Origin of the sequence: Deinococcus cellulosilyticus NBRC 106333 = KACC 11606 (genome assembly GCF_007990775.1) — a bacterium.
Lineage (GTDB): Bacteria > Deinococcota > Deinococci > Deinococcales > Deinococcaceae > Deinococcus_C > Deinococcus_C cellulosilyticus.
Genome location: NZ_BJXB01000004.1, coordinates 93,646 through 111,909, shown reverse-complemented (window position 1 = coordinate 111,909; position 18,264 = coordinate 93,646). Strand labels below are relative to the sequence as shown.

Here is an 18,264-nt window from a genome sequence, read left to right as displayed (position 1 = left end):
GCTGTGAAACCCCTGATGCGCCCCTCCCTGAACCTCACTGGCCTGCTTGCCCTGCTTGCCCTCTCAGCCTGCAACACCCTGACCCCTCCGAAAGCTGCAGTGAACCTGGTGGACCCCCAGGCCGATGAACGCACCCGATCACTGTTTGATTATCTGCAAAGTGTTCGGGGGAAAGAAGTGATTTTCGGGCACCAGCATGCCACCACCGAAGGCATGACCCTCACCGCACAGGACGGCAGCCAGTCCGAAGTGAAAAACAGCGTGGGAGACTTCCCGGGCATGTTCGGATGGGACACCCTCAGCCTGGAAGGGTTTGAAAAACCCGGTGTGTCTGGAAACAAAACCCAGAGCCGCGACAACCTGATTGAGGTCATGAAAAAAGCCTACAAGGCAGGAGGGGTGCTGGCCCTCAGTGCCCACATGCCCAATTTCGTGACGGGAGGCAGTTTCTACGACACCAAGGGGAACGTGGTCTCACACATCCTGCCTGGAGGAAGCAAACACACCGAGTACAACCAGTTTCTGGACATGATTGCCGATTTTGCCCTGAACCTCAAAGACGACAGTGGCAAACCCATCCCAGTGATCTTCCGGCCTTTCCATGAGCAAAACGGCGGCTGGTTCTGGTGGGGCGCACCGTACCGCACTGCAGACCAGTACAAAGCCATCTACCGCTACACGGTGGAATACCTGCGGGATGTGAAGGGGGTGCACAACTTCCTCTTTGCTTACTCCCCCAACGTCCCTTTCAACCAGAGTGAAGCCACCTACCTGGAGACCTACCCCGGCGATGAATACGTGGACATTCTGGGCCTCGATGCCTACTACGACGGAAAATCTCCAGCGTGGTATTCCGGTACTGCGCAGGATGCCAAACTTGTTTCCAGAATTGCCGATCAGCGCGGAAAAGTCGCTGCCCTGACCGAGTTTGGGTATTCCAATTTGCGGCCCACCGGGACCCAGGACCTGAATTTCTTCACCAAACTGCTTGCTGCCTTGCAAGCAGACAGAGACGCGAGCCGCATGGCCTACATGCTCACCTGGGCCAATTTCGGGACCAGCAACTTCTTTGTGCCCTACAAAAACGCAGCAGGCCTGGGGGACCATGACCTGCTGATGGATTTCACCGAATTCCACAAAGATCCTGCCACAGCATTCAGCAAGGAAGTCACCGCTGCAAACGTGTACGGCAGAAGCGTCCAGACCGCCCCTGAGAAACCCCTGCTGCACATTGCCACACCCAATGCGCAGGACATCCTCTCCAGCAAGACGCAAACCACACTGCGGGTGAAGGTGCTGCATGTGGGGGTGAGCAAGGTCACTTACCGCATTGGCAATGATCCCACCGAGTTTGAGATGGCTCTGGACCCCTCCACCCCGATGAAGTATTACACTGCCGAGTGGCAACCCGACGCAGCCCTCGACGAAACAGGAACCACCCTCACCGTGAAGGTTTACCCCACCAGGGGTGCCCCTCTGGAAACCAGCATTCCGGTGTACGTGGGAGACAGCGCAGGAGAAACCGACCCCCTGATTGTGGACACCTTTGATCGATACAAGGGCAGCAATGCCCTGCTGGACACCGCGTACAGCCCTGCAGGGGACCCCAGCACCATCACCCTGAATGAGACCCGCAAAGGGAGCGGCAAGTACGGACTGCAATTTGCTTATACGCTGGGCAGTCAGGGGTACACCGGTCAGGTCAAAAATCTGGGTGGGGTGAACTGGTCCAGTGCCAGCAAACTGCGCCTGTGGCTGCAACCAGATGGCAGCAACAACAAACTGGTTTTGCAGGTGAACGCCAGTGGCATCGCTTTCGAGGCCTATCCCTCTCTGGCTTCAGCCGCTGCAGGGTGGCTGGATCTGCCTTTCAGCAGCTTCAAAGTGGCACCGTGGGACACCAGCAACGCTGGAAAAACCCTCAGTGCCGACCTGCTGAAAGACATCCGCAATTTTGGAATCTACGTCAACAAGGCAGAGGTCGGTGGGGGAAACACCGGAACCGTGTATCTGGATGAGATTCAGGCGCAGCCCTGATCTGGACCATGAACAAATCAAAAGAGGCAGGGAAACCCTGCCTCTTTTGATTTGAACTGCCAACATTGACTTGAATTGTGAACCTGTATTGGACGGGGTGCAGAAAAATTTGAATTTTCCGAAAACAATTGATGGGCAGCCTGAAAAGGATTACCATGGTCTCACACCCTTTGAGGTGCCTTTTTCTTCTGCAACTTCAAACCTTCATTTGAATCTCTGCATTCCAATTTTGTGCACAATCCTTAAGGAATGCTGGAAAGGTCACATGACAGTCGATTTGCAATATCTCGGTCCTTTCAATGCAAAGATCGCACAACAGGACATCCGGGTGCCCACCCGCAAATGCTGGGCTTTGCTGCTGTACCTGTCCCTGCACCCGGGATGGCATGCACGTGAGCAGGTGGCTGACCTGCTGTGGCCCCAGGGTTCTGTGCAACAGGGCCGCACTTCGCTGCGCAAGGCCATCGGGCACCTGCGGGCCATCCCTGCAGACAGCGAACCCCTGGTGCTTGCCACCCGCGAACAGGTGCAATGGAATTCGAGCGTGAGGCCCTCAACCGATCTGGACCGACTCAATGCCCTGTTGCAACAGCACCTCCTGACCCCTGCAGGGCTGGATGAGGTGGAGGCCCTGATCAGAGGCCCTTTTCTGCAGGGCTTCTCCATGCCCACAGAAAGTGCCCTGGAAGAACTGCTGGAGGTCCGGCGGGTTCAGGTGCACCGGGCACTGGACAGCCGCCTGCAACACCATGTGACCACCCAGGTGGAACAGAAAAGGTTGAAAGAAGCCATCCGTCTGCTGCAATGCAGATTGAAACTGGACCCTCTGCTGGAAGATGCCTACCTGCAATGGATGGACCTGCTTTTGCAACAGGACCATGTGCAAGAAGCCCGTCAGGTGCACCAGGAACTGACCTTGCGTTTTCAACAGGAACTGGGCCTCCAGTATCCACAGGGCTGGGAAACCTTGCAGGCTGCTCACCTGACCGCTCAGGTTTCAACCGCAAAGCCTGCCCCTGTCCCCACCGAAGGACCCCAGTGGATTCCTGAACCGATGACCAGCTTTGTGGGCCGGGCACGAGAGAGGCAGGAACTGAGGGACCTGCTGGGTCGGCCCCATTGCCGCCTCCTGACCGTGCACGGATCAGGGGGAGTGGGAAAAACCCGCCTGGTTTTAAAGCTCTTGCAGGACCAGCCCCTGGAAGGCTACACCTGGTTGGGGATTCCTGTGGAAAACCTGACCACAGTGGAAGAAGTGCAGCTTGCCCTGTTCAGTGCCCTGTCCCTGGTGAGCTCCGAAACCGGGGACCTGATGCAGCCTGTGGTGCAGTACCTGCAGGACCGGCAGGTGGTGCTGGTGCTGGACAACACAGAACACCTGCCCCAGGAGCCTTTGCGTGGATGGATCAGGGTGCTGCTTGGAGCCACAAGACACCTCAAGGTGGTCCTCACCAGCAGACGGGTGCTCAACCTGGAGATGGAATACATTTACTCCCTGCAAGGCATGGGTCTGCAAGCCCAGACAGGCCTTCTTTCAGAAGCACTGCAATTCCTGCAGACCCGCCTGGAGCAATCGGGTCTCGAAGCTGTTCCCAGCAACTTTGCACCCCTGCAACAGATCTGCACCTTCCTGGCAGGCAATCCGCTTGCTCTGGAAATGGTGGCGGGCTGGCTGAAGTGCCTCACCGCTGAGGATGTTGTGCACCTGCTGCAGACCGGCAGCATGCAACTGGAATTTGCTTCACACCACGCTGCAGTTCGACACCGCAGCATGCAGGATGTCATTGAACACTCTGTTTCCCTGCTGGACCCTCCCCTGAAAGACCACCTGATTCGCCTTGGCGTGTTCCAGGGAGGCTGGACCCTGCAGGGCGCAGCTCCCCTGGGGATTCACTTGCGGGACCTCAGGCAACTGATGGATGCAAGCCTGATCCATTTCAACCAGCATGGCAGGTACCACATGCAGCCCCTGGTTCACCTGTATTGCGAGCAGCACCTGAGCCAGCACCCTGATGCAGCAGCCCTCCGCCAGGGGTTTTGTGTGTCCCAGTTGCAGGCCCTGCAGCAACTTCAGGTGCCCATGCTGGACCAGCATCAGGTCAAAGCAGCCCTCGATCAGATCGAGCAGGAATGGTTGAACCTGCGGGCTGCACTTGCACAAGTGGACGGTCAGGAAAACCTGGTGCTGACCGCATGCTGGCTGCTGACCCAGCATGCAGAGTTGCGAGGCCAGTTTCTGTCAGCCATTCAATTGCTGGAAGGGACCCTGCTGCGGCAGACCGATGGCAGGGTGAGGTCCCAGATCAGGGGTGCCCTGTCCTACCTGTACATGCGTGTCGGATGGATCGCAGCAAGCATGGAAACGGGAATGTCTGAAGTCACCCCTTTGCTGGGCATGACCGACCTGGAAAGCCACTGGGCCTGCTGGACCCTGCTGCAAGGGCTGGCCTCCTGTGAAATGCAAAAAGGCCACATGGGCCGTGCACTGGAGTGGTACGGTCAGGCTGAAGAACTCTCCAGACACGATGTGCACTTCAGCAAGGCCCCTGCCTTGCAGGACCAGGCCCGCTTCAGAAATGCCATTTCCCACATTGGCATGGCTTTGATCCTGATTGACCTGGAGCACTGGGAGCGTGCCCGTCTGCACCTGCAGGACGCCCAGCGGGTCTTGAAGGGTTGCCGCTCCCCCTACTGGTGTTACCTCTACTGGGTGGAAGGCCGCATTTTACACCGCACAGGGCATTCCGCCCATGCCCTGGACGCCCTGCGGACCGGAGCCACACTTGCGCAGCACATGGGGTACCACACCCTGCTGTTGCACATCAAAAAAGACCTGGGAGATGCCCTGCTGGTGCTGGGCCACCACATGGAGGCCCGCAGGGTGCTGGAAGAAGGTTTCCAGTTGAGTGGGCAGGCAGGAAACACCTGGGCAGGCGTTGACATCTTGCACTCACTTGGTGAAGTCTATGAAGCCCTGAACCAGCCCGCTGCCGCACTGAAAGCCTATCAGGAGGCCATTCAGTGTGCAGGGAGCAGTGGCGTGCTGCACTTCGCCACCAGAGCCATTGAACGGGCCCTGGTGGTGTTGCGTGCCCTTGGAAGAGATGAACAGGCACAACTCCTGGAGTCCTGGCATCCAGCGAGAGCGCCATCCTTGCTGCTGGAGCGGGGTCACGCAGAAGCACGCGGAGGTCTGGAATGGATTTTTCACACTGCCCTTCTGGACCAGGAACCCCCTGCCTGATCATCTGTCCAGTGAAACTACAGTTTTCTCCTCATGCAGTGCTTACACTGGAAGGGGAGACCCCATGACTGTGACCACAGATGCCTTTCGATCCACTGCACAAGCTTTCCTGGATGCCTTCCCACTGCCCTGCGCCCTGTGGGGCGAGCAAACCTGGATCTGTTGCAATGGGTTGTGGTCTCAGCATGTTGGCCTGGAAGGAAACCTCCTTGACCTCCTGCATGTGGCAGGCCGGGAGGGTCTGGAATCCTGGTTGCACGACCCAGATCCTGCACACGGTCACCAGACCCCACTCAGGGTGCAGGTGAATGGGCAGGACCAGCGGTTTGAGTTGCAGGCTTCCGTGATGCGCCTGCAGGACCAGCCATGCCGACTTTTCGTGCTGCATCCAGCGCCTTCGGCCCTGCAGGCCCAGGTGGTGGTGGAAAACAGTGTCACTTTGCAGGCCGCGCTGAATGGCCTGATGCATGTGCAGACTGCGGGAGAACTCTCGGAGGTCATCTTGCAGCACAGCCGCCCCCTGCTGGGGACTGTGGCCGCGACCGTGATGCTGCTGAATGGGGATCAACTGGAGGTCATGACCTACCAGGGGCTCACCTCCCAGACCATGAAGGCGATGCAGCGTTTCCCAGTGGCTGCTCCTCTTCCAGCGTCGGAGGTGGTTCGCACCCACAAACCCCTCTTCTTTGAGAGCCGTGAAGCCTTCTGGGAAGCCTACCCTCACCTGAAGGAGATGAACCTGCGGTCCCAGGTGTCTGCGATGGCCTACTGTCCCATCCCCTTCGAGGACCAGACCCTGGGGGTGATCATGTTCGGGTTTGAACAGCCCAGAACGTTCGCCACGCAGGAACGGGTGTTCATGGCGACCCTTGCCCAGCAGTCCGGTCAGGCCCTTGAACGCCTGCGCCTGCAGCAGTGCGAGAAACTGCTGACCCAGCAGCGGGAAGAGGCTTTTGCCACCTTGCAGAGCATGATGGACCACGTTCCCATCGGGGTGGCCCTGCTGGACACCGACCTGAGGTTCCGCATGGTGAACCCTGCCCTGGCCCGCAGCAACCATCAGAGCATCAGTGAGCACCTCGGGCAGCGACTGAGCGACCTGTTCCCCCAGGCGGGTCCCCATCTTGAAGCACACATGCGAAAGGTGATGGACACTGGGGAACCCCTGCTGAACCTGGAAATTTCGGGAAAAAATGTGGAAGGCATGCGCAAAGACCTCACCTGGCTCTGCAGCTACTACCCGGTTCGCACCCCGGAAGGGCAACTGCTGGGCATTGGATGCACTGTGCAGGACATCACGGCCCTGAAAGTGTCCGAGCAGAAACTGCAGGAAAGCCAGCATTTCCTGCAACGCATCGCAGACACCATGCCCACCGTCCTGTACCTGAACCACCTCCATGAGGGGCGGATCATGTACGCCAACCGGCACATCCAGGAGATTCTGGGGTACACCCCGGAAGAGATCACCCAGATGCCCGTGCAGGACCTCGTGGCCTCCATGCACCCTGATGAGCTTGCCCAGGCCAGAGCCCACCACCAGCAACTCATGCAGCTGCAGGACGGCGAAACCATCGAACGCGAATACCGCCTCCGGGACAGGGGCGGCTCCTGGCACTGGCTTTACAGCAGGCAGACCATTTTTTCCAGAGATGCAGACGGACGACCCCTGATGGCCCTCACGGGAGCGGTGGACATCACCGAACGCAAACTCTCCGAACAGGCCTTCATGGAAAGCGACTTCCGTTTCCAGCGCATAGCAGACCGTGCCCCCGTGATGATCTGGATGTCTGGTCTGCAACAGGAAACCACTTTTCTGAATCAGGTGTGGCTGGATTACACCGGACGCTCCCGTGAAGAAGACCTCGGATACGGCTGGTTCAGCCTGGTTCATCCGGACGACCTGAACCACTGCGCACAGGTGTGCAAGCAGGCGTATGCAGACGTTGCGGACTTCGAAATGGAGTTCCGCATGCTTCGCCATGACGGGGTGTACCGCTGGCTGGTCAACCGGGGCATCCGGCGCTTCACACCAGATGGGCAATTTCAGGGCTTCATCGGGGCGTGCATCGACATCCATGACCGCAAAATGGCCGAGGCGGCCCTGCAGGACAGTGAAAAACGCCTGCTGGAGTTGATGGACTCCCAGAAGCGCTTCGTGGCGGATGCGGCCCATGAGCTGCGCAACCCCCTCACCGCCATTCAGGGCAACATGGACCTGCTGGTGCGGTTCAAGAACATCCCAGAAGAGGAAAAAAGAGACATCATCCGGGACGTTCAGAAAGAAGCCAACCGCCTGAGCCGTCTGGTGCACGACATGCTGCAACTCGCCCGAGGAGACGCCGGTGCGGCCCTGCACGAGGACCACCTGGAGCTGCATGAGGTGCTGCTCGAAGCCTTCCGGGACATTGAACGCATGAGTCCAAAACACACCCTGAAGCTTGAAGGGCTTTGCCCGACAGAGCTCATTGGCGACGCCGACCGTCTGAAGCAGGTCGGGATCATCCTGCTGGAAAATGCCGTGAAATACACCCCGCCCGGAGGGGAAATCACCCTGAGCCTGAACTGCGAAGCAGACCAGGCCGTGATCCGGGTGAAGGACAACGGCATGGGCATTTCTGCAGAAGACCTGCCCAGGGTCTTTGAGAGGTTCTTCCGTGCAGACCGCTCCAGATACCGTGGCGAGGACCCCGGTGGAACAGGTCTGGGCCTCCCCATTGCCAGATGGATTGTGGAAGGGCACGGCGGAGAGATCCACCTGGAAAGTGAACCCGGGGTGGGCACCACGGCCGTGGTCCGGCTCCCCATCAGCCTGGAAGAGTGATGAAGTCAAAAAAAGACCAGAAGACATGTCTTCTGGTCTTTTGCATGGATTTTCAGGGAATCAAACTTTACACCTGCAGAGGCTGAGTTGCCTTCTGGACTTTTTGAGCGTCCTGGACTTTTACAGGCGGCCTGAAACTGCGCAGTCTCAGTGCGTTGGTCAGCACAAACACACTGGACAGACCCATGGCTGCTGCCGCAAGCACCGGAGAAAGGGACCAGCCGAGACTGGACTGCAGCACTCCAGCAGCCACCGGAATCAGGATGATGTTGTAGGCAAAAGCCCAGAACAAATTGAACTTGATGTTCTTCAAGGTGGACGTGCTTAAAGAGATGGCATTGGGCACCCCGCGCATGTCCCCGGCCATCAGGATCACGTCTGCAGTTTCGATAGCCACATCCGTCCCGGTGCCAATCGCCAGTCCGACATCCGCCTGAGCAAGTGCCGGAGCATCGTTGATGCCGTCTCCGACAAAGATCACTTTGCCCTGCTCCTGCAGCGTTTTCACTGCGTCGGCTTTTCCAGAGGGCAACACTTCTGCGAGCACCTGATCGATGCCCAGCTGGCGGCCAATGGCTTCAGCGGTGTTTTTGTTGTCTCCGGTGATCATGGCGACCTTCAAGCCCATGCTGTGTAAAGCTTTGATGGCCTCCGGGGTGCTGGCTTTGATGGGGTCAGAGACTGCAATGATCGCGGCGAGTTTTCCATCCACAGCGGCGTAAAGGGGGGTTTTGCCTTCTGATCCCAGACCCTGGGCTTGCCCGCCAAAACTGGAGACATCGAGCCCGAGTTTTCCCATGTAACGGTCTGCGCCCACCTGCACTTTATGGCCAGAAACGGTGGCTTCCAGACCAAACCCAGGAACTGCATGAAATGCATCCGCTTTGATCAGGTCCACCCCCCGCAGTTCGGCCCCTTTTACAATGGCTTCTGCCACAGGGTGTTCACTCGGTTTCTCGGCACTGGCGACCAGGGCCAGGACATCACGTTCATTGAAGTCAGGTTGCACCACAAAATCCGTGAGGGTGGGTTTGCCCATCGTCAGGGTGCCGGTTTTGTCCACCGCCACAATGTCGGCTTTCTGGAGCATCTCCAGAGCTTCACCGTTCTTGAACAGCACCCCGAGTTCTGCAGCTTTGCCCGTTCCAACCATGATGGAGGTCGGGGTGGCGAGGCCCATGGCGCAGGGGCAGGCGATGATCAGCACAGCCACGGTGTGCACGAGGGCCAGAGAAAGGGCGTTGTCTCCACCAAAGATCAGCCAGGCCAGGAAGGTGAGGGTTGCAATGCCCAGCACGATAGGGACGAAAACAGCAACAACCTTGTCCGCGAGACCCTGGATGGGGGGTTTGCTGCCCTGGGCACGTTCCACCAGTTTGATGATCTGGGCGAGAGCGGTGTCCGCCCCGATGCGGGTGGCTTTGAAGGTCAGCACCCCGTGCTGGTTGATGGTCCCACCTGTCACTTTGCTGCCTGCCGTTTTCTCCACGGGGATGGGCTCTCCGGTGATCATGCTCTCATCCACGAAACTCTGGCCTTCCAGCACCTCACCATCCACCGGGATTTTCTCGCCAGGGCGCACCAGAATCTGTTCCATCAGGCGCACATCGTCCACAGGAACTTCCATCTCCTGACCCCCACGGATCACCCGTGCACTTTTGGCCTGCAGGGAGAGCAGTTTCTTCATGGCCTCGCTGGATTTGCCCTTGGCGATGGCCTCAAAGTATTTGCCCAGAAGCACGAGCGTGATCACCACTCCAGAAGCTTCGAAATACACGTGGGCGGTGTTGGAAGGGAAGATGGCAGGGAAGAAGGTGGCGACCACGCTGTATGCGTAAGCTGCGGTGGTGCCGATCATGACCAGGGTGTTCATGTCGGGGCTTCTGTGTTTTAAAGCTTTCCAGCCGCCACGGTAAAAACGCATACCAGGGCCAAATTGCACAGGGGTGGCCAGGAGGAGCATCAGGACATTCATGACCATGATGTCACCCCAGTGACCCAGGGTGTCCATGAGCCACATCTCAAAAGGCATGTAGAGCATCGGGGCCATGGCCAGGAAGAACAGTGGGACAGAGAACACGGCTGCAATTGTCAGGCTGGAACGCAACTTTTTGACTTCGAGTTCACGGGCGGCTTTTTCGGCATCTTCCTGCTGGGCTCCACTCTGGGCTTCAATGACCTCATAACCTGCATCGCGGATGGCCTGTTTGAGCTGGGCAGGGGAGACGGTGGTGGGCAGGTACTGCACGGTGGCCCGCTCACTGGCGAGGTTCACGGAGGCAGAGAGCACCCCCTGTTGCTTTTTCAGGGCACGTTCCACGCGGGAGACACAGTTGGCGCAGGTCATGCCTGAGACGGGGAGTTCCAGTTCACTGACCACCGCTTCATAACCGATGTCTTTGACTTTCTCAATCAGGGCCTGCGGGGTGGTTTTTTCAGGATCGAAAGTGACCACGGCCCGCTCGGTGGCGAGGTTGACGTTTGCTTCTTCGACCCCATCCACTTTTTTGAGGCCGCGTTCCACCCGGTTCACGCAGGCGGCGCAGGTCATGCCCTGAACGCCAAGTTCGATGGTTGTGCTCATGCTTGCCTCCTGTCCCCCTGAGGGGGTATGCCTCACTATATCCCCTCGGGGGGGATCGGTCAAGGGGCTGAATGGAGATCCACAGGGCCTGATTCACACCAGAAAACCATGCGATAGTGACATTTGTCTCCATTCTTATGTTGGAAAACCTCTTGCGAAACGGCCACCAAGGACCTATACTGTGGACATATCCCCCTAGAGGGGATGGAAGGAGAAAGACCATGACCATCGAACTGAACATCACCGGAATGAGCTGCGGCCACTGCGAGAAGGCCGTTAAAAACGCCCTGAAAAGTGTCTCTGGGGTCGAGAATGCCGAAGTGAACCTGTCCCAGGGCACCGCCACCGTGGAAGGCAACGCAGACGTGCAAGCCCTGATTGCCGCCGTCACCGAAGAGGGCTACGGGGCCACCGTCAGGGGCTAAACTGAAACCATGACCCGCGCCAAGACGGACAAGAAAACCGAAGCTGCCAGTTGCCACCCCACGCACACAGACACCCACCTGTGTATGCCCGAAGACGCACGCAAACGGGCGAACCGTCGTCTGGCCATTGCCAGAGGTCACCTCGAAAGCATCCAGCGCATGCTCGAAGACCCCAACGTGTACTGCATGGATGTGCTCAGACAGATCAAGGCCGTGCAGGGCGCACTTCAGGGTGCCGCAGGTGTGGTGTTGCGGGGCCACCTGGAAGCCCACGTTGCCACCGCCAGCGAACGCGGGGACGCCGAGGAACTCATCGAAGAACTCCTTGAAGCCATGAAACTCACCCAGTGAGTCAAAACACCTTCAAGTGAAAACACCCTTCACCTGTAAAAGTGAGGGGTGTTTTCCCACCTGCGTTTACGCCCTTACAGCTTCTTTTGCCTCCACCTGCACGTCCTCACCATCTTCAGGGACGATCAGCTGCCCCTCTCTCAAACCGGCATCTCTTGCTGCCTGCCTGAGGTCCATTCTGGACACGGTGCAGTGGTCCAGGCTCTCCATGTGCACGGCCACCACCACCGCCTGGGGTGCAGCCTGGGCAAGGTGCAGGGTTTGCTCTGCATCCATCAGGAGCAGGGTGTCCGCAATCATGGCCCCTGCAGAGTGGGTGACGATCACCTCAGGCTGCTGGTCCTGCACCACCTTCAGCACATCGTCGGTCAGGATGGTGTCACCGAGCCAGTGGAGGGTGGGCTCGCCCGGGGCCTCCAGAATGAAACCCATCACGTTTCCCATCCGCTGCAAGATGGGTCCGCTGCCGTGCTGGCCAGGCGTGCGGGTGAACCTGAGGTTTTGCCAGATGAACCGGTCTTCCAGCACATGCATTTCCTTGAACCCAGCTGTCTGGAAGGTCCTTTCATCTCCAGGCTGCACCAGCACAGGCACATCCCGCGAAAGCACCTGCTGGGCTGTCTCGTCAAAATGGTCCGGGTGCAGGTGGGAGACCACCACCAGATCCACTCCCTGTAGCACGTCCAGGAGAGGGACAGGCAGGTCTGTTGTGGGATTGGCTTCCTTTCCGGCAAAAGAGGGCAGGCTGTGCTTTGGCCCCAGCATGGGGTCGATCAGGATCTCATGTCCAGCATAGGACAGACGCAGGGTGGCGTTTCGAATCAGTTTCAGCTGCATGGGTCAACCTCCTCCTGGCCTTGATGGCCAGCAGTGCAAAAGGGCGTTTGGAGTCACTTCAGACGGCGCAAGGTGTCGATCTGGTCTTGCAGACGGTCCCGGATCTGTTGCAGGCCATGGAGTTGCTGGTCAATGTGGGTGAGTTTGCGCTCATAGAAAGCCAGGGTCAGTTCCACAGGGGTGTCATCCAGAGGAGAAACCTCCCCACGCCAGCAGGGACCGTAATTGCGGATCTCCTCCAGTTGAAAGCCGACACTTAAAAAAAGACGGATCAGGTGCACCCGCTGCACGTCTGCATCACTGAAGGTGCGGTAACCGTTCTCCTCGCGGCTGGAAGCCAGCAGGCCAAGACGGTCATAATGACGGATGGACCGCACACTGGCTCCGGTCTGTCTGGAGAGGGCACCGATCTTCATGCAAGCAGTGTAAACCCTGACACCAGTGTCAGGGTCAAGAGGGCATCCGAAAACCCCAGAAGAGCACATCACCCACCGATTCACGATGGTTGATGCATTGAGAGGTGACTCCCTTTGAGACGGAGAGGGACTGCCAGGGCCTGGGTGGGACGGGTTCATTTGGCTGCACTGGGTATCAGGGTTATGCACGCAGGAAGGACAGCGGCCAACAGAAACCAGAGAAATTCTCACCTTCCCGCTCCATCATGGGATGATGGAACCTCCTTTCAAAGACCGCATTGTCGATGTGTCCGGACTGGGTTTTGAGATGCCTGCCTCCCCTGCATTTCAGGTGAAAGCTGGAGGCACCTTCACCGTGGACCTGACCGATGGGCAGGTGAAGCTCCTGCAAGACATGGAAAAACGCAAATCTGCCGTGGAGTACCAGACCTGGATGAATGGAGACTGGACCTCCGTGGAAGCCTTCCGCATCAAGTACCCGATCACCCTTCCAGAACCTGAGCAGGACGGCAGGTACCACAACGTGCAAATCCGATACTATCCCTGAGCCATCAGGAACCGAAAGCAGCCTGGGCCGCGAGAGTCCAGACTGCTTTTTTATGGTTTCAGGACCAGATGCGGACCACAGCAACAATTGAAAGAAAACATAAAGGCATGAATCCAGGTCATGGGATCAATGCCACAGAATGCAGAAGCCACGGTGACCTAGGCTGAAGGCAACACACCCGGATCAAATCAGCGTGCTGCACCCAAAAGCAGCACGTCGGGTGATTTCGTTTCCATTCATACCGTGAGGTCCCAAAATGAAACAATACACCAGACAATACACCCTGTCCGGCTGCACCATCCAGATCCAGACCCTGCAGAAATCCCATGCCTGGCACGGGGGAAGCCGCACCCACTATCAGGTCTGGGAGGGCGCACCTGGCACCCCAATGATCGCCCAGGGGATGGCAGAAACAGCACACATGGCCCACCTCTATGCTGAAGCCGCAGTCAAAAGGTACCGCCACAAAGTCCCCCTTATTGTGGATAAAGCCGAGCTGCACACAGATGGCGCGCCCACTTCCAATCAGGTCTGGACACTGCAGGACCTCCTGAGAGAGGCCGGATATCAGGAAGGAGAGACCGACTCCCATTGACTCACCTCTACAGGTTTGAAAAGCCCTGTTGAAGTGGAACTCGGGGGAAAACTCAGGAGATATGGGCAGTGGGTCATGTGTTATAAGTTTCAATTTCTCAAAGGTAATTACAACGATGCATTTGTCTTTGAAAGGGACAGGAGGTGTGATTTACGCTTGCTTTCCTTGTTTGAACGGGTTTAGAGACTGGAGAACAACATTTTGGTTGCAATCGAGCTCTGGTATTTTAAGGCATGGCTGATCTCAGCAGAAGTTGCTTGAACCTCGGTTCTCATAATCGCTTCCTGGCTCTACTCCGCGCCTGGAGGACGGCCTCCTTCGTGCTGGGCCGCTTTGCTCAAGCAGACCTGGCTTCAACCCAGGTCTGCTGAAAGCAGTGAGCATTGCAGGATGGGTGTTTCTTGACCTTCTGGAACATGGATGGGGCACATCCAGTTCAGATGCTGCCCGCTGCTGGCTCTTCACCGTATATGGCTTCTCCAGTGTCGGTGTAATACAGGATGATGCGTCGGGACTGCAGGTCCTCAAGGTTGTTCGTGTGGGTGGAGATGCCATAAGAGAGCACCACCAGGCCCAGAACGCACAGCAGGGCAAGAAGTGCAGGCACACGGTTTTGAATCAGGACTTTCATGGTTTGACCTCCAGAAGGCAGGGTATTGCAGGAGGTGTGACTGGGCTGTGACCAGACGGAACAGGAAGGGTGAGGTTGCTTTCAAAACCATAAGCGTGAATGGTGGTGTTGTTTTCTGATGCGGGTGCAGTGGTCAATTTCCATGTCTTCATGATGCTGGAAGTCTGGGATGAAGGTCTAAACAGAGAACAGGCTTGACAACCTGCTGTCCCTCCTTTACTCTTGAGAAAACGTTATCTGGAGGAGCCATGAAATCCATTGTTCGCCTTGCAGACGTGGCCCGCCACGCCGGGGTGTCGATTCCCACCGTGAGTCGCATCCTGAATGGAGTGCAGACCGTTGCCCCTGAGCTCAGGGAACGGGTCATGAAATCCGTGGAGGAACTCGGATACCAGCCCAACCGCATGGCCAAGAGCCTGCGTGAGCAGCGCACAGGGATTCTGGCCCACCTGACCGCCGGACTGAATGCCAATTTTCACGCCACCCTTGCCAGAGGGGTGCAGGATGCGGCTTTTGATCTGGGGTACACCATGATTCTGGGGTCCAGCCACCACCTGGAAAACGGCCAGAGTCAACTCACCTATGCCAAACTCTTTGACAGCTACCGGGTGGATGGCATGGTGGTGGTGCCCTCCAGCACGCCTGATCCTTATCTGGAGACCCTGTCTTCCCGCATCCCGATCATCGAAGTGGACCGCACAGTGGGGGAATACAGCCGCCATGCGGTGCTCCTCAACAACGCAGAGGTGATGGGGGAGGCGGTGCGCCACCTGATCTCTCTGGGACACAGAAACATCGCCCTCCTGTATGGCATCGAATTGGTGAGCACAGAAGTGGAGCGTTACCAGGGTTTCATGCGGGCCATGAAAGAAGGGGGGGTTCCTGTTGATCCCAGGTTCCTGATCAGCGATGATTTCACCGAAGAGGGCGGACACCGGGCGTTCCAGCGTCTGGTGGGAAGTGGCCTGCCTGTCACTGCTGTGGTGGTCACCACCAACGAGATGCTGGCCGGTGTGGTGGGTGCAGCCCGTCAGCTGGGGGTGCGCATCCCGGAGGACATCTCCCTGATCGGTATGGACGATGAACGCTGGGTGCGCATGATGTCCCCGGCCCTCACCGTGATGGCCCAGACCCCGTACGAGATGGGGTATGAGGCCTGCCGCCTGCTCATTCAGTGTGTGGAGGGGCAGCCAGGGAACACCCCCTGGTTGCACCGCATCCCGGGTCAACTGGTGGTGCGGGAATCCACAGCACCTCCGAGGCTTTCTGGTTGATTGGGGGGATTTTGGGCAAGTTTCTTGAACAGGGTGCTTTGAGATAACGTTATCTCATGCTAAGATCAGTAAAACAGACATAAATCTCTGGGGTTTGATCCCAGGTCTTCCACAAAAATCTGCTCTGGACAGGTTCATGCCAGAGCATCTGGAGGGTTTTGCATGCAGTAGTCATCTACCACCCAAGATAACGATTTCTCAAAGCTCGCCCCTGATTCTGGAGGAAACCATGAAAAAAATGCCCATTGCCCTGCTCGCCACCACCCTCGCCCTCAGCTTTTCTGCACAGGCCAAACAGATCACCGTCTGGGTGATTGATGGAGATTCCGAAAGGCCCTACTTCCTGCAACTGCAGGATGCCTTCAACAAAGCCAACGAGAAAAAAGGCCTCACCGCCAAAATCGTGCCCGTGCCCAGCATCAACGACGCCATTCAATCGGGCTTCCTGAGCGGCAAACTTCCCGATGTGTTCATGCTGGACGGTCCCAACATGGCCAACTACGTCTGGTCCGGCCAGCTGGCCCCTCTGGACAGCTATTTCAGCAAAAGCACCCTCTCTGACATCCTGCCTGCCATCAAAGACCAGGGCACCTACAGCCCTGATGGCAAGCTCTACGCAATGAGCCCCTACGACTCCTCGGTGCTCTTGTGGGGCAACAAAAAGTACCTGCAGGAAGCCGGAGTGCGCATTCCCAGAACCCTCAAAGAGGCCTGGACCCTCAAAGAATTTGAAGACGCCCTGCAGAAACTCTCAAAAGTCAAAGGGGTCACCTGGCCCCTGGACCTCAAACTCAATTACTCCGGTGAATGGCTCAGCTACGGATTTTCTCCGTTCCTGCAGGCCTGCGGTGCCGACCTGATCAACCGCAAAACCTGGAAGGCCACCGGAACCGTCAACAGTGAAGCCGCTGTGAACATCCTGGAACACCTGCAAAGCTGGGCCAAAAACAAGTGGATCGTGCCTGCAAGTGCCGGAGACAACCGCTTCTATGGAGACAAAACTGCAGCCCTGGTGTGGGTCGGCAACTGGATGTGGCGGGCCCACAAAGAAGGCCTCAAAGACGATCTCGTGCTGATCCCTGCCCCGAAATTCTGCGGCAACAAGCAGGTCTCACCCAACGGAGGCTGGAGTTACGCCATCCCGAAAGTGAGCCCCAACAAAGACGAGGCCGGGGCTTTCATCAACTTCGCCATGTCCAGCAAGCAGGTCGCCCTGTACTCCGACACCACCGGATACGTGCCTGCACGCAAATCCGCCATTCGCCTGAGCAAACTGTACGGCAAAGGGGGAGAGGGGGCCATCATGGCCGAACAGTCCGCCAAAATTGCCCTGGTGCGCCCCGTGCACCCTGCCTACCCGGTGATCTCCAAATCCTTCGGGGATGCCGTCCTGAACATCCTCAGCGGAGCCAGCATCAAGTCTGAGCTCGACAAGGCCGCAAAGGCCATCGATCAGGACATCGCCTCCAACAAGGGCTACCCCCCCTTCAACAAGTAAATCCACTGTCCGGCCAGGGGTGATCCTCCCTTTCCCACCCCTGGCCCTCTCAGAAAGGGGCCGTGAGACCCATGCAAACCCCCCCCAACATTGCCGCGCAGGCTGCAAGCAGGCCCCGGCGGCGTTCCCGAAAAACCCAGGAATGGCTGGACGAACTCCTGCTGATTGCCCCTGCAAGCGTTCTGCTCCTGACCTTTTTGATTCTGCCCTTTTTGATGGCCGGATACCTCTCTTTCACCGATGAACGGCTGGTGCCCAGACCCATCCCGACTGAATTTGTGGGCCTGCAGAATTACCTGCAGGTGCTGCAGGACCCCGATTTCTGGCAGGCTTTCCGCAACACCGCCTATTTTGTGATCCTGGTGGTGCCGTTCCAGTGCACCCTCTCCCTGATGTGCGCCCTGCTCCTCAACAGCGAACTGCCCCTCAGGTCGATGTTCCGCAGCGTGAGCCTCTTGCCCCTCGTGACCCCCATGACCGTGATTGTGGTGATCTGGGCCGCCCTGTACCGCATTCCGGACGGCTTCATGAACAGCATCCTGCACCTGTTCGGGTTTCAGGGTTATGTGGACTGGCTTGGAGATGCAAGGTTCGCCATGCCTGCCATCGTGCTGCTCTCCGCCTGGGCGACTTTTCCTTTCCAGATGCTGATTTTTCTGGCGGGTCTGCAGGACATTCCGATGGAACGCTATGAAGCTGCCAAAATGGATGGCGCAGGCCCCTGGCACATGTTTCGTTACGTGACCCTGCCGGGACTTCGCAACACCAACATCTTCATTCTGATCATCACCACCCTGCAGGCCTTCAAGCTTTTCACCCAGGTGGACATCCTGACCCGGGGGGGTCCACTCGGTTCCACCAACACCCTGGTTCGTTACATGGTCCAGGAAGGGTACACCGCACAACAGGTCGGGTACGCCTCTGCAGTGGCCGTGGTTTTCGTGATCCTGGTGGGAGCCCTTGCCATCTTGCAGCGTGTGCTGCTCAAAAATGAGTAAAGGAGT

At 57.7% G+C, this 18,264-nt stretch carries 14 protein-coding genes; 10 read left to right on the top strand and 4 right to left on the bottom strand.

Annotated features, from left to right (window positions below):
- Positions 1 to 3: 3 nt before the first annotated feature.
- The 3 genes from DC3_RS05885 to DC3_RS05875 all read left to right on the top strand — a co-directional run bounded on the left by DC3_RS05885 (position 4) and on the right by DC3_RS05875 (position 8,102).
- Positions 4 to 2,037: a glycosyl hydrolase gene (locus DC3_RS05885; RefSeq protein WP_222594703.1), complete on the top strand. Its 2,034-nt coding sequence runs from the start codon at positions 4 to 6 to the stop codon at positions 2,035 to 2,037.
- Positions 2,038 to 2,302: 265 nt separating this feature from the next.
- Entirely contained in the window at positions 2,303 to 5,281 is a 2,979-nt protein-coding gene (locus DC3_RS05880; RefSeq protein ID WP_146883015.1) for an ATP-binding protein, read from the top strand.
- A 64-nt stretch (positions 5,282 to 5,345) separates the two neighbouring features.
- Complete coding sequence (locus tag DC3_RS05875) at positions 5,346 to 8,102, top strand: PAS domain S-box protein (RefSeq protein WP_186815858.1); 2,757 nt, start codon at positions 5,346 to 5,348, stop codon at positions 8,100 to 8,102.
- A gap of 67 nt (positions 8,103 to 8,169) precedes the next feature.
- Here the strand turns inward: DC3_RS05875 and DC3_RS05870 are convergent, their stop codons facing one another.
- On the bottom strand, positions 8,170 to 10,686 hold the full coding sequence (locus DC3_RS05870; protein ID WP_146883013.1) for a heavy metal translocating P-type ATPase: 2,517 nt from the start codon (positions 10,684 to 10,686) through the stop codon (positions 8,170 to 8,172).
- Between the two features lie 221 nt (positions 10,687 to 10,907).
- On the opposite strand from DC3_RS05870, the gene DC3_RS05865 reads away from it, so the two are divergent.
- Both DC3_RS05865 and DC3_RS05860 read left to right on the top strand, forming a co-directional pair.
- Positions 10,908 to 11,111 (top strand): CopZ family metallochaperone, encoded by a 204-nt coding sequence (locus tag DC3_RS05865; protein WP_146883012.1) that lies wholly within the window; start codon positions 10,908 to 10,910, stop codon positions 11,109 to 11,111.
- A gap of 9 nt (positions 11,112 to 11,120) precedes the next feature.
- The gene (locus DC3_RS05860) at positions 11,121 to 11,462 is read left to right on the top strand and encodes a metal-sensitive transcriptional regulator (RefSeq protein WP_146883011.1); all 342 of its coding nucleotides are present in this window, start codon (positions 11,121 to 11,123) and stop codon (positions 11,460 to 11,462) included.
- Between the two features lie 66 nt (positions 11,463 to 11,528).
- On the opposite strand, the gene DC3_RS05855 is transcribed toward DC3_RS05860, so the two are convergent.
- Both DC3_RS05855 and DC3_RS05850 read right to left on the bottom strand, forming a co-directional pair.
- Positions 11,529 to 12,299 (bottom strand): MBL fold metallo-hydrolase, encoded by a 771-nt coding sequence (locus DC3_RS05855; protein WP_146883010.1) that lies wholly within the window; start codon positions 12,297 to 12,299, stop codon positions 11,529 to 11,531.
- Positions 12,300 to 12,352: 53 nt separating this feature from the next.
- The gene (locus DC3_RS05850; RefSeq protein ID WP_186815857.1) at positions 12,353 to 12,715 is read right to left on the bottom strand and encodes a MerR family transcriptional regulator; all 363 of its coding nucleotides are present in this window, start codon (positions 12,713 to 12,715) and stop codon (positions 12,353 to 12,355) included.
- Between the two features lie 250 nt (positions 12,716 to 12,965).
- Between DC3_RS05850 and DC3_RS05845 the strand changes: the two genes are divergently transcribed.
- Positions 12,966 to 13,262 carry a hypothetical protein gene (locus tag DC3_RS05845; RefSeq protein ID WP_146883008.1) on the top strand — a complete coding sequence of 99 codons (297 nt, stop codon included), beginning with the start codon at positions 12,966 to 12,968 and terminating at the stop codon, positions 13,260 to 13,262.
- Between the two features lie 256 nt (positions 13,263 to 13,518).
- Positions 13,519 to 13,857 carry a hypothetical protein gene (locus DC3_RS05840; protein ID WP_146883007.1) on the top strand — a complete coding sequence of 113 codons (339 nt, stop codon included), beginning with the start codon at positions 13,519 to 13,521 and terminating at the stop codon, positions 13,855 to 13,857.
- A 436-nt stretch (positions 13,858 to 14,293) separates the two neighbouring features.
- Here DC3_RS05840 and DC3_RS05835 read toward each other — a convergent pair whose 3' ends face one another.
- Complete coding sequence (locus DC3_RS05835; RefSeq protein ID WP_146883006.1) at positions 14,294 to 14,488, bottom strand: hypothetical protein; 195 nt, start codon at positions 14,486 to 14,488, stop codon at positions 14,294 to 14,296.
- Positions 14,489 to 14,736: 248 nt separating this feature from the next.
- On the opposite strand from DC3_RS05835, the gene DC3_RS05830 reads away from it, so the two are divergent.
- The 3 genes from DC3_RS05830 (at position 14,737) to DC3_RS05820 (ending at position 18,258) form a co-directional block, all read left to right on the top strand.
- Positions 14,737 to 15,762, top strand: a complete 1,026-nt coding sequence (locus DC3_RS05830; RefSeq protein ID WP_146883005.1) for a LacI family DNA-binding transcriptional regulator — start codon at positions 14,737 to 14,739, stop codon at positions 15,760 to 15,762.
- A 229-nt stretch (positions 15,763 to 15,991) separates the two neighbouring features.
- Positions 15,992 to 17,260: an ABC transporter substrate-binding protein gene (locus DC3_RS05825; RefSeq protein WP_146883004.1), complete on the top strand. Its 1,269-nt coding sequence runs from the start codon at positions 15,992 to 15,994 to the stop codon at positions 17,258 to 17,260.
- A gap of 71 nt (positions 17,261 to 17,331) precedes the next feature.
- Positions 17,332 to 18,258: a carbohydrate ABC transporter permease gene (locus DC3_RS05820; RefSeq protein ID WP_146883003.1), complete on the top strand. Its 927-nt coding sequence runs from the start codon at positions 17,332 to 17,334 to the stop codon at positions 18,256 to 18,258.
- The last annotated feature ends 6 nt before the right edge of the window (positions 18,259 to 18,264 follow it).

What these genes read in the sequence shown, in the direction of transcription:
- DC3_RS05835 (WP_146883006.1), bottom strand. Translation starts at nt 14,488, where the DNA reads ATGAAAGTCCTGATTCAAAACCGTGTGCCTGCACTTCTTGCCCTGCTG.
- DC3_RS05840 (WP_146883007.1), top strand. Translation starts at nt 13,519, where the DNA reads ATGAAACAATACACCAGACAATACACCCTGTCCGGCTGCACCATCCAG.
- DC3_RS05855 (WP_146883010.1), bottom strand. Translation starts at nt 12,299, where the DNA reads ATGCAGCTGAAACTGATTCGAAACGCCACCCTGCGTCTGTCCTATGCT.
- DC3_RS05865 (WP_146883012.1), top strand. Translation starts at nt 10,908, where the DNA reads ATGACCATCGAACTGAACATCACCGGAATGAGCTGCGGCCACTGCGAG.
- DC3_RS05820 (WP_146883003.1), top strand. Translation starts at nt 17,332, where the DNA reads ATGCAAACCCCCCCCAACATTGCCGCGCAGGCTGCAAGCAGGCCCCGG.
- DC3_RS05880 (WP_146883015.1), top strand. Translation starts at nt 2,303, where the DNA reads ATGACAGTCGATTTGCAATATCTCGGTCCTTTCAATGCAAAGATCGCA.
- DC3_RS05850 (WP_186815857.1), bottom strand. Translation starts at nt 12,715, where the DNA reads ATGAAGATCGGTGCCCTCTCCAGACAGACCGGAGCCAGTGTGCGGTCC.
- DC3_RS05870 (WP_146883013.1), bottom strand. Translation starts at nt 10,686, where the DNA reads ATGAGCACAACCATCGAACTTGGCGTTCAGGGCATGACCTGCGCCGCC.
- DC3_RS05875 (WP_186815858.1), top strand. Translation starts at nt 5,346, where the DNA reads ATGACTGTGACCACAGATGCCTTTCGATCCACTGCACAAGCTTTCCTG.
- DC3_RS05830 (WP_146883005.1), top strand. Translation starts at nt 14,737, where the DNA reads ATGAAATCCATTGTTCGCCTTGCAGACGTGGCCCGCCACGCCGGGGTG.
- DC3_RS05825 (WP_146883004.1), top strand. Translation starts at nt 15,992, where the DNA reads ATGAAAAAAATGCCCATTGCCCTGCTCGCCACCACCCTCGCCCTCAGC.
- DC3_RS05860 (WP_146883011.1), top strand. Translation starts at nt 11,121, where the DNA reads ATGACCCGCGCCAAGACGGACAAGAAAACCGAAGCTGCCAGTTGCCAC.
- DC3_RS05845 (WP_146883008.1), top strand. Translation starts at nt 12,966, where the DNA reads ATGATGGAACCTCCTTTCAAAGACCGCATTGTCGATGTGTCCGGACTG.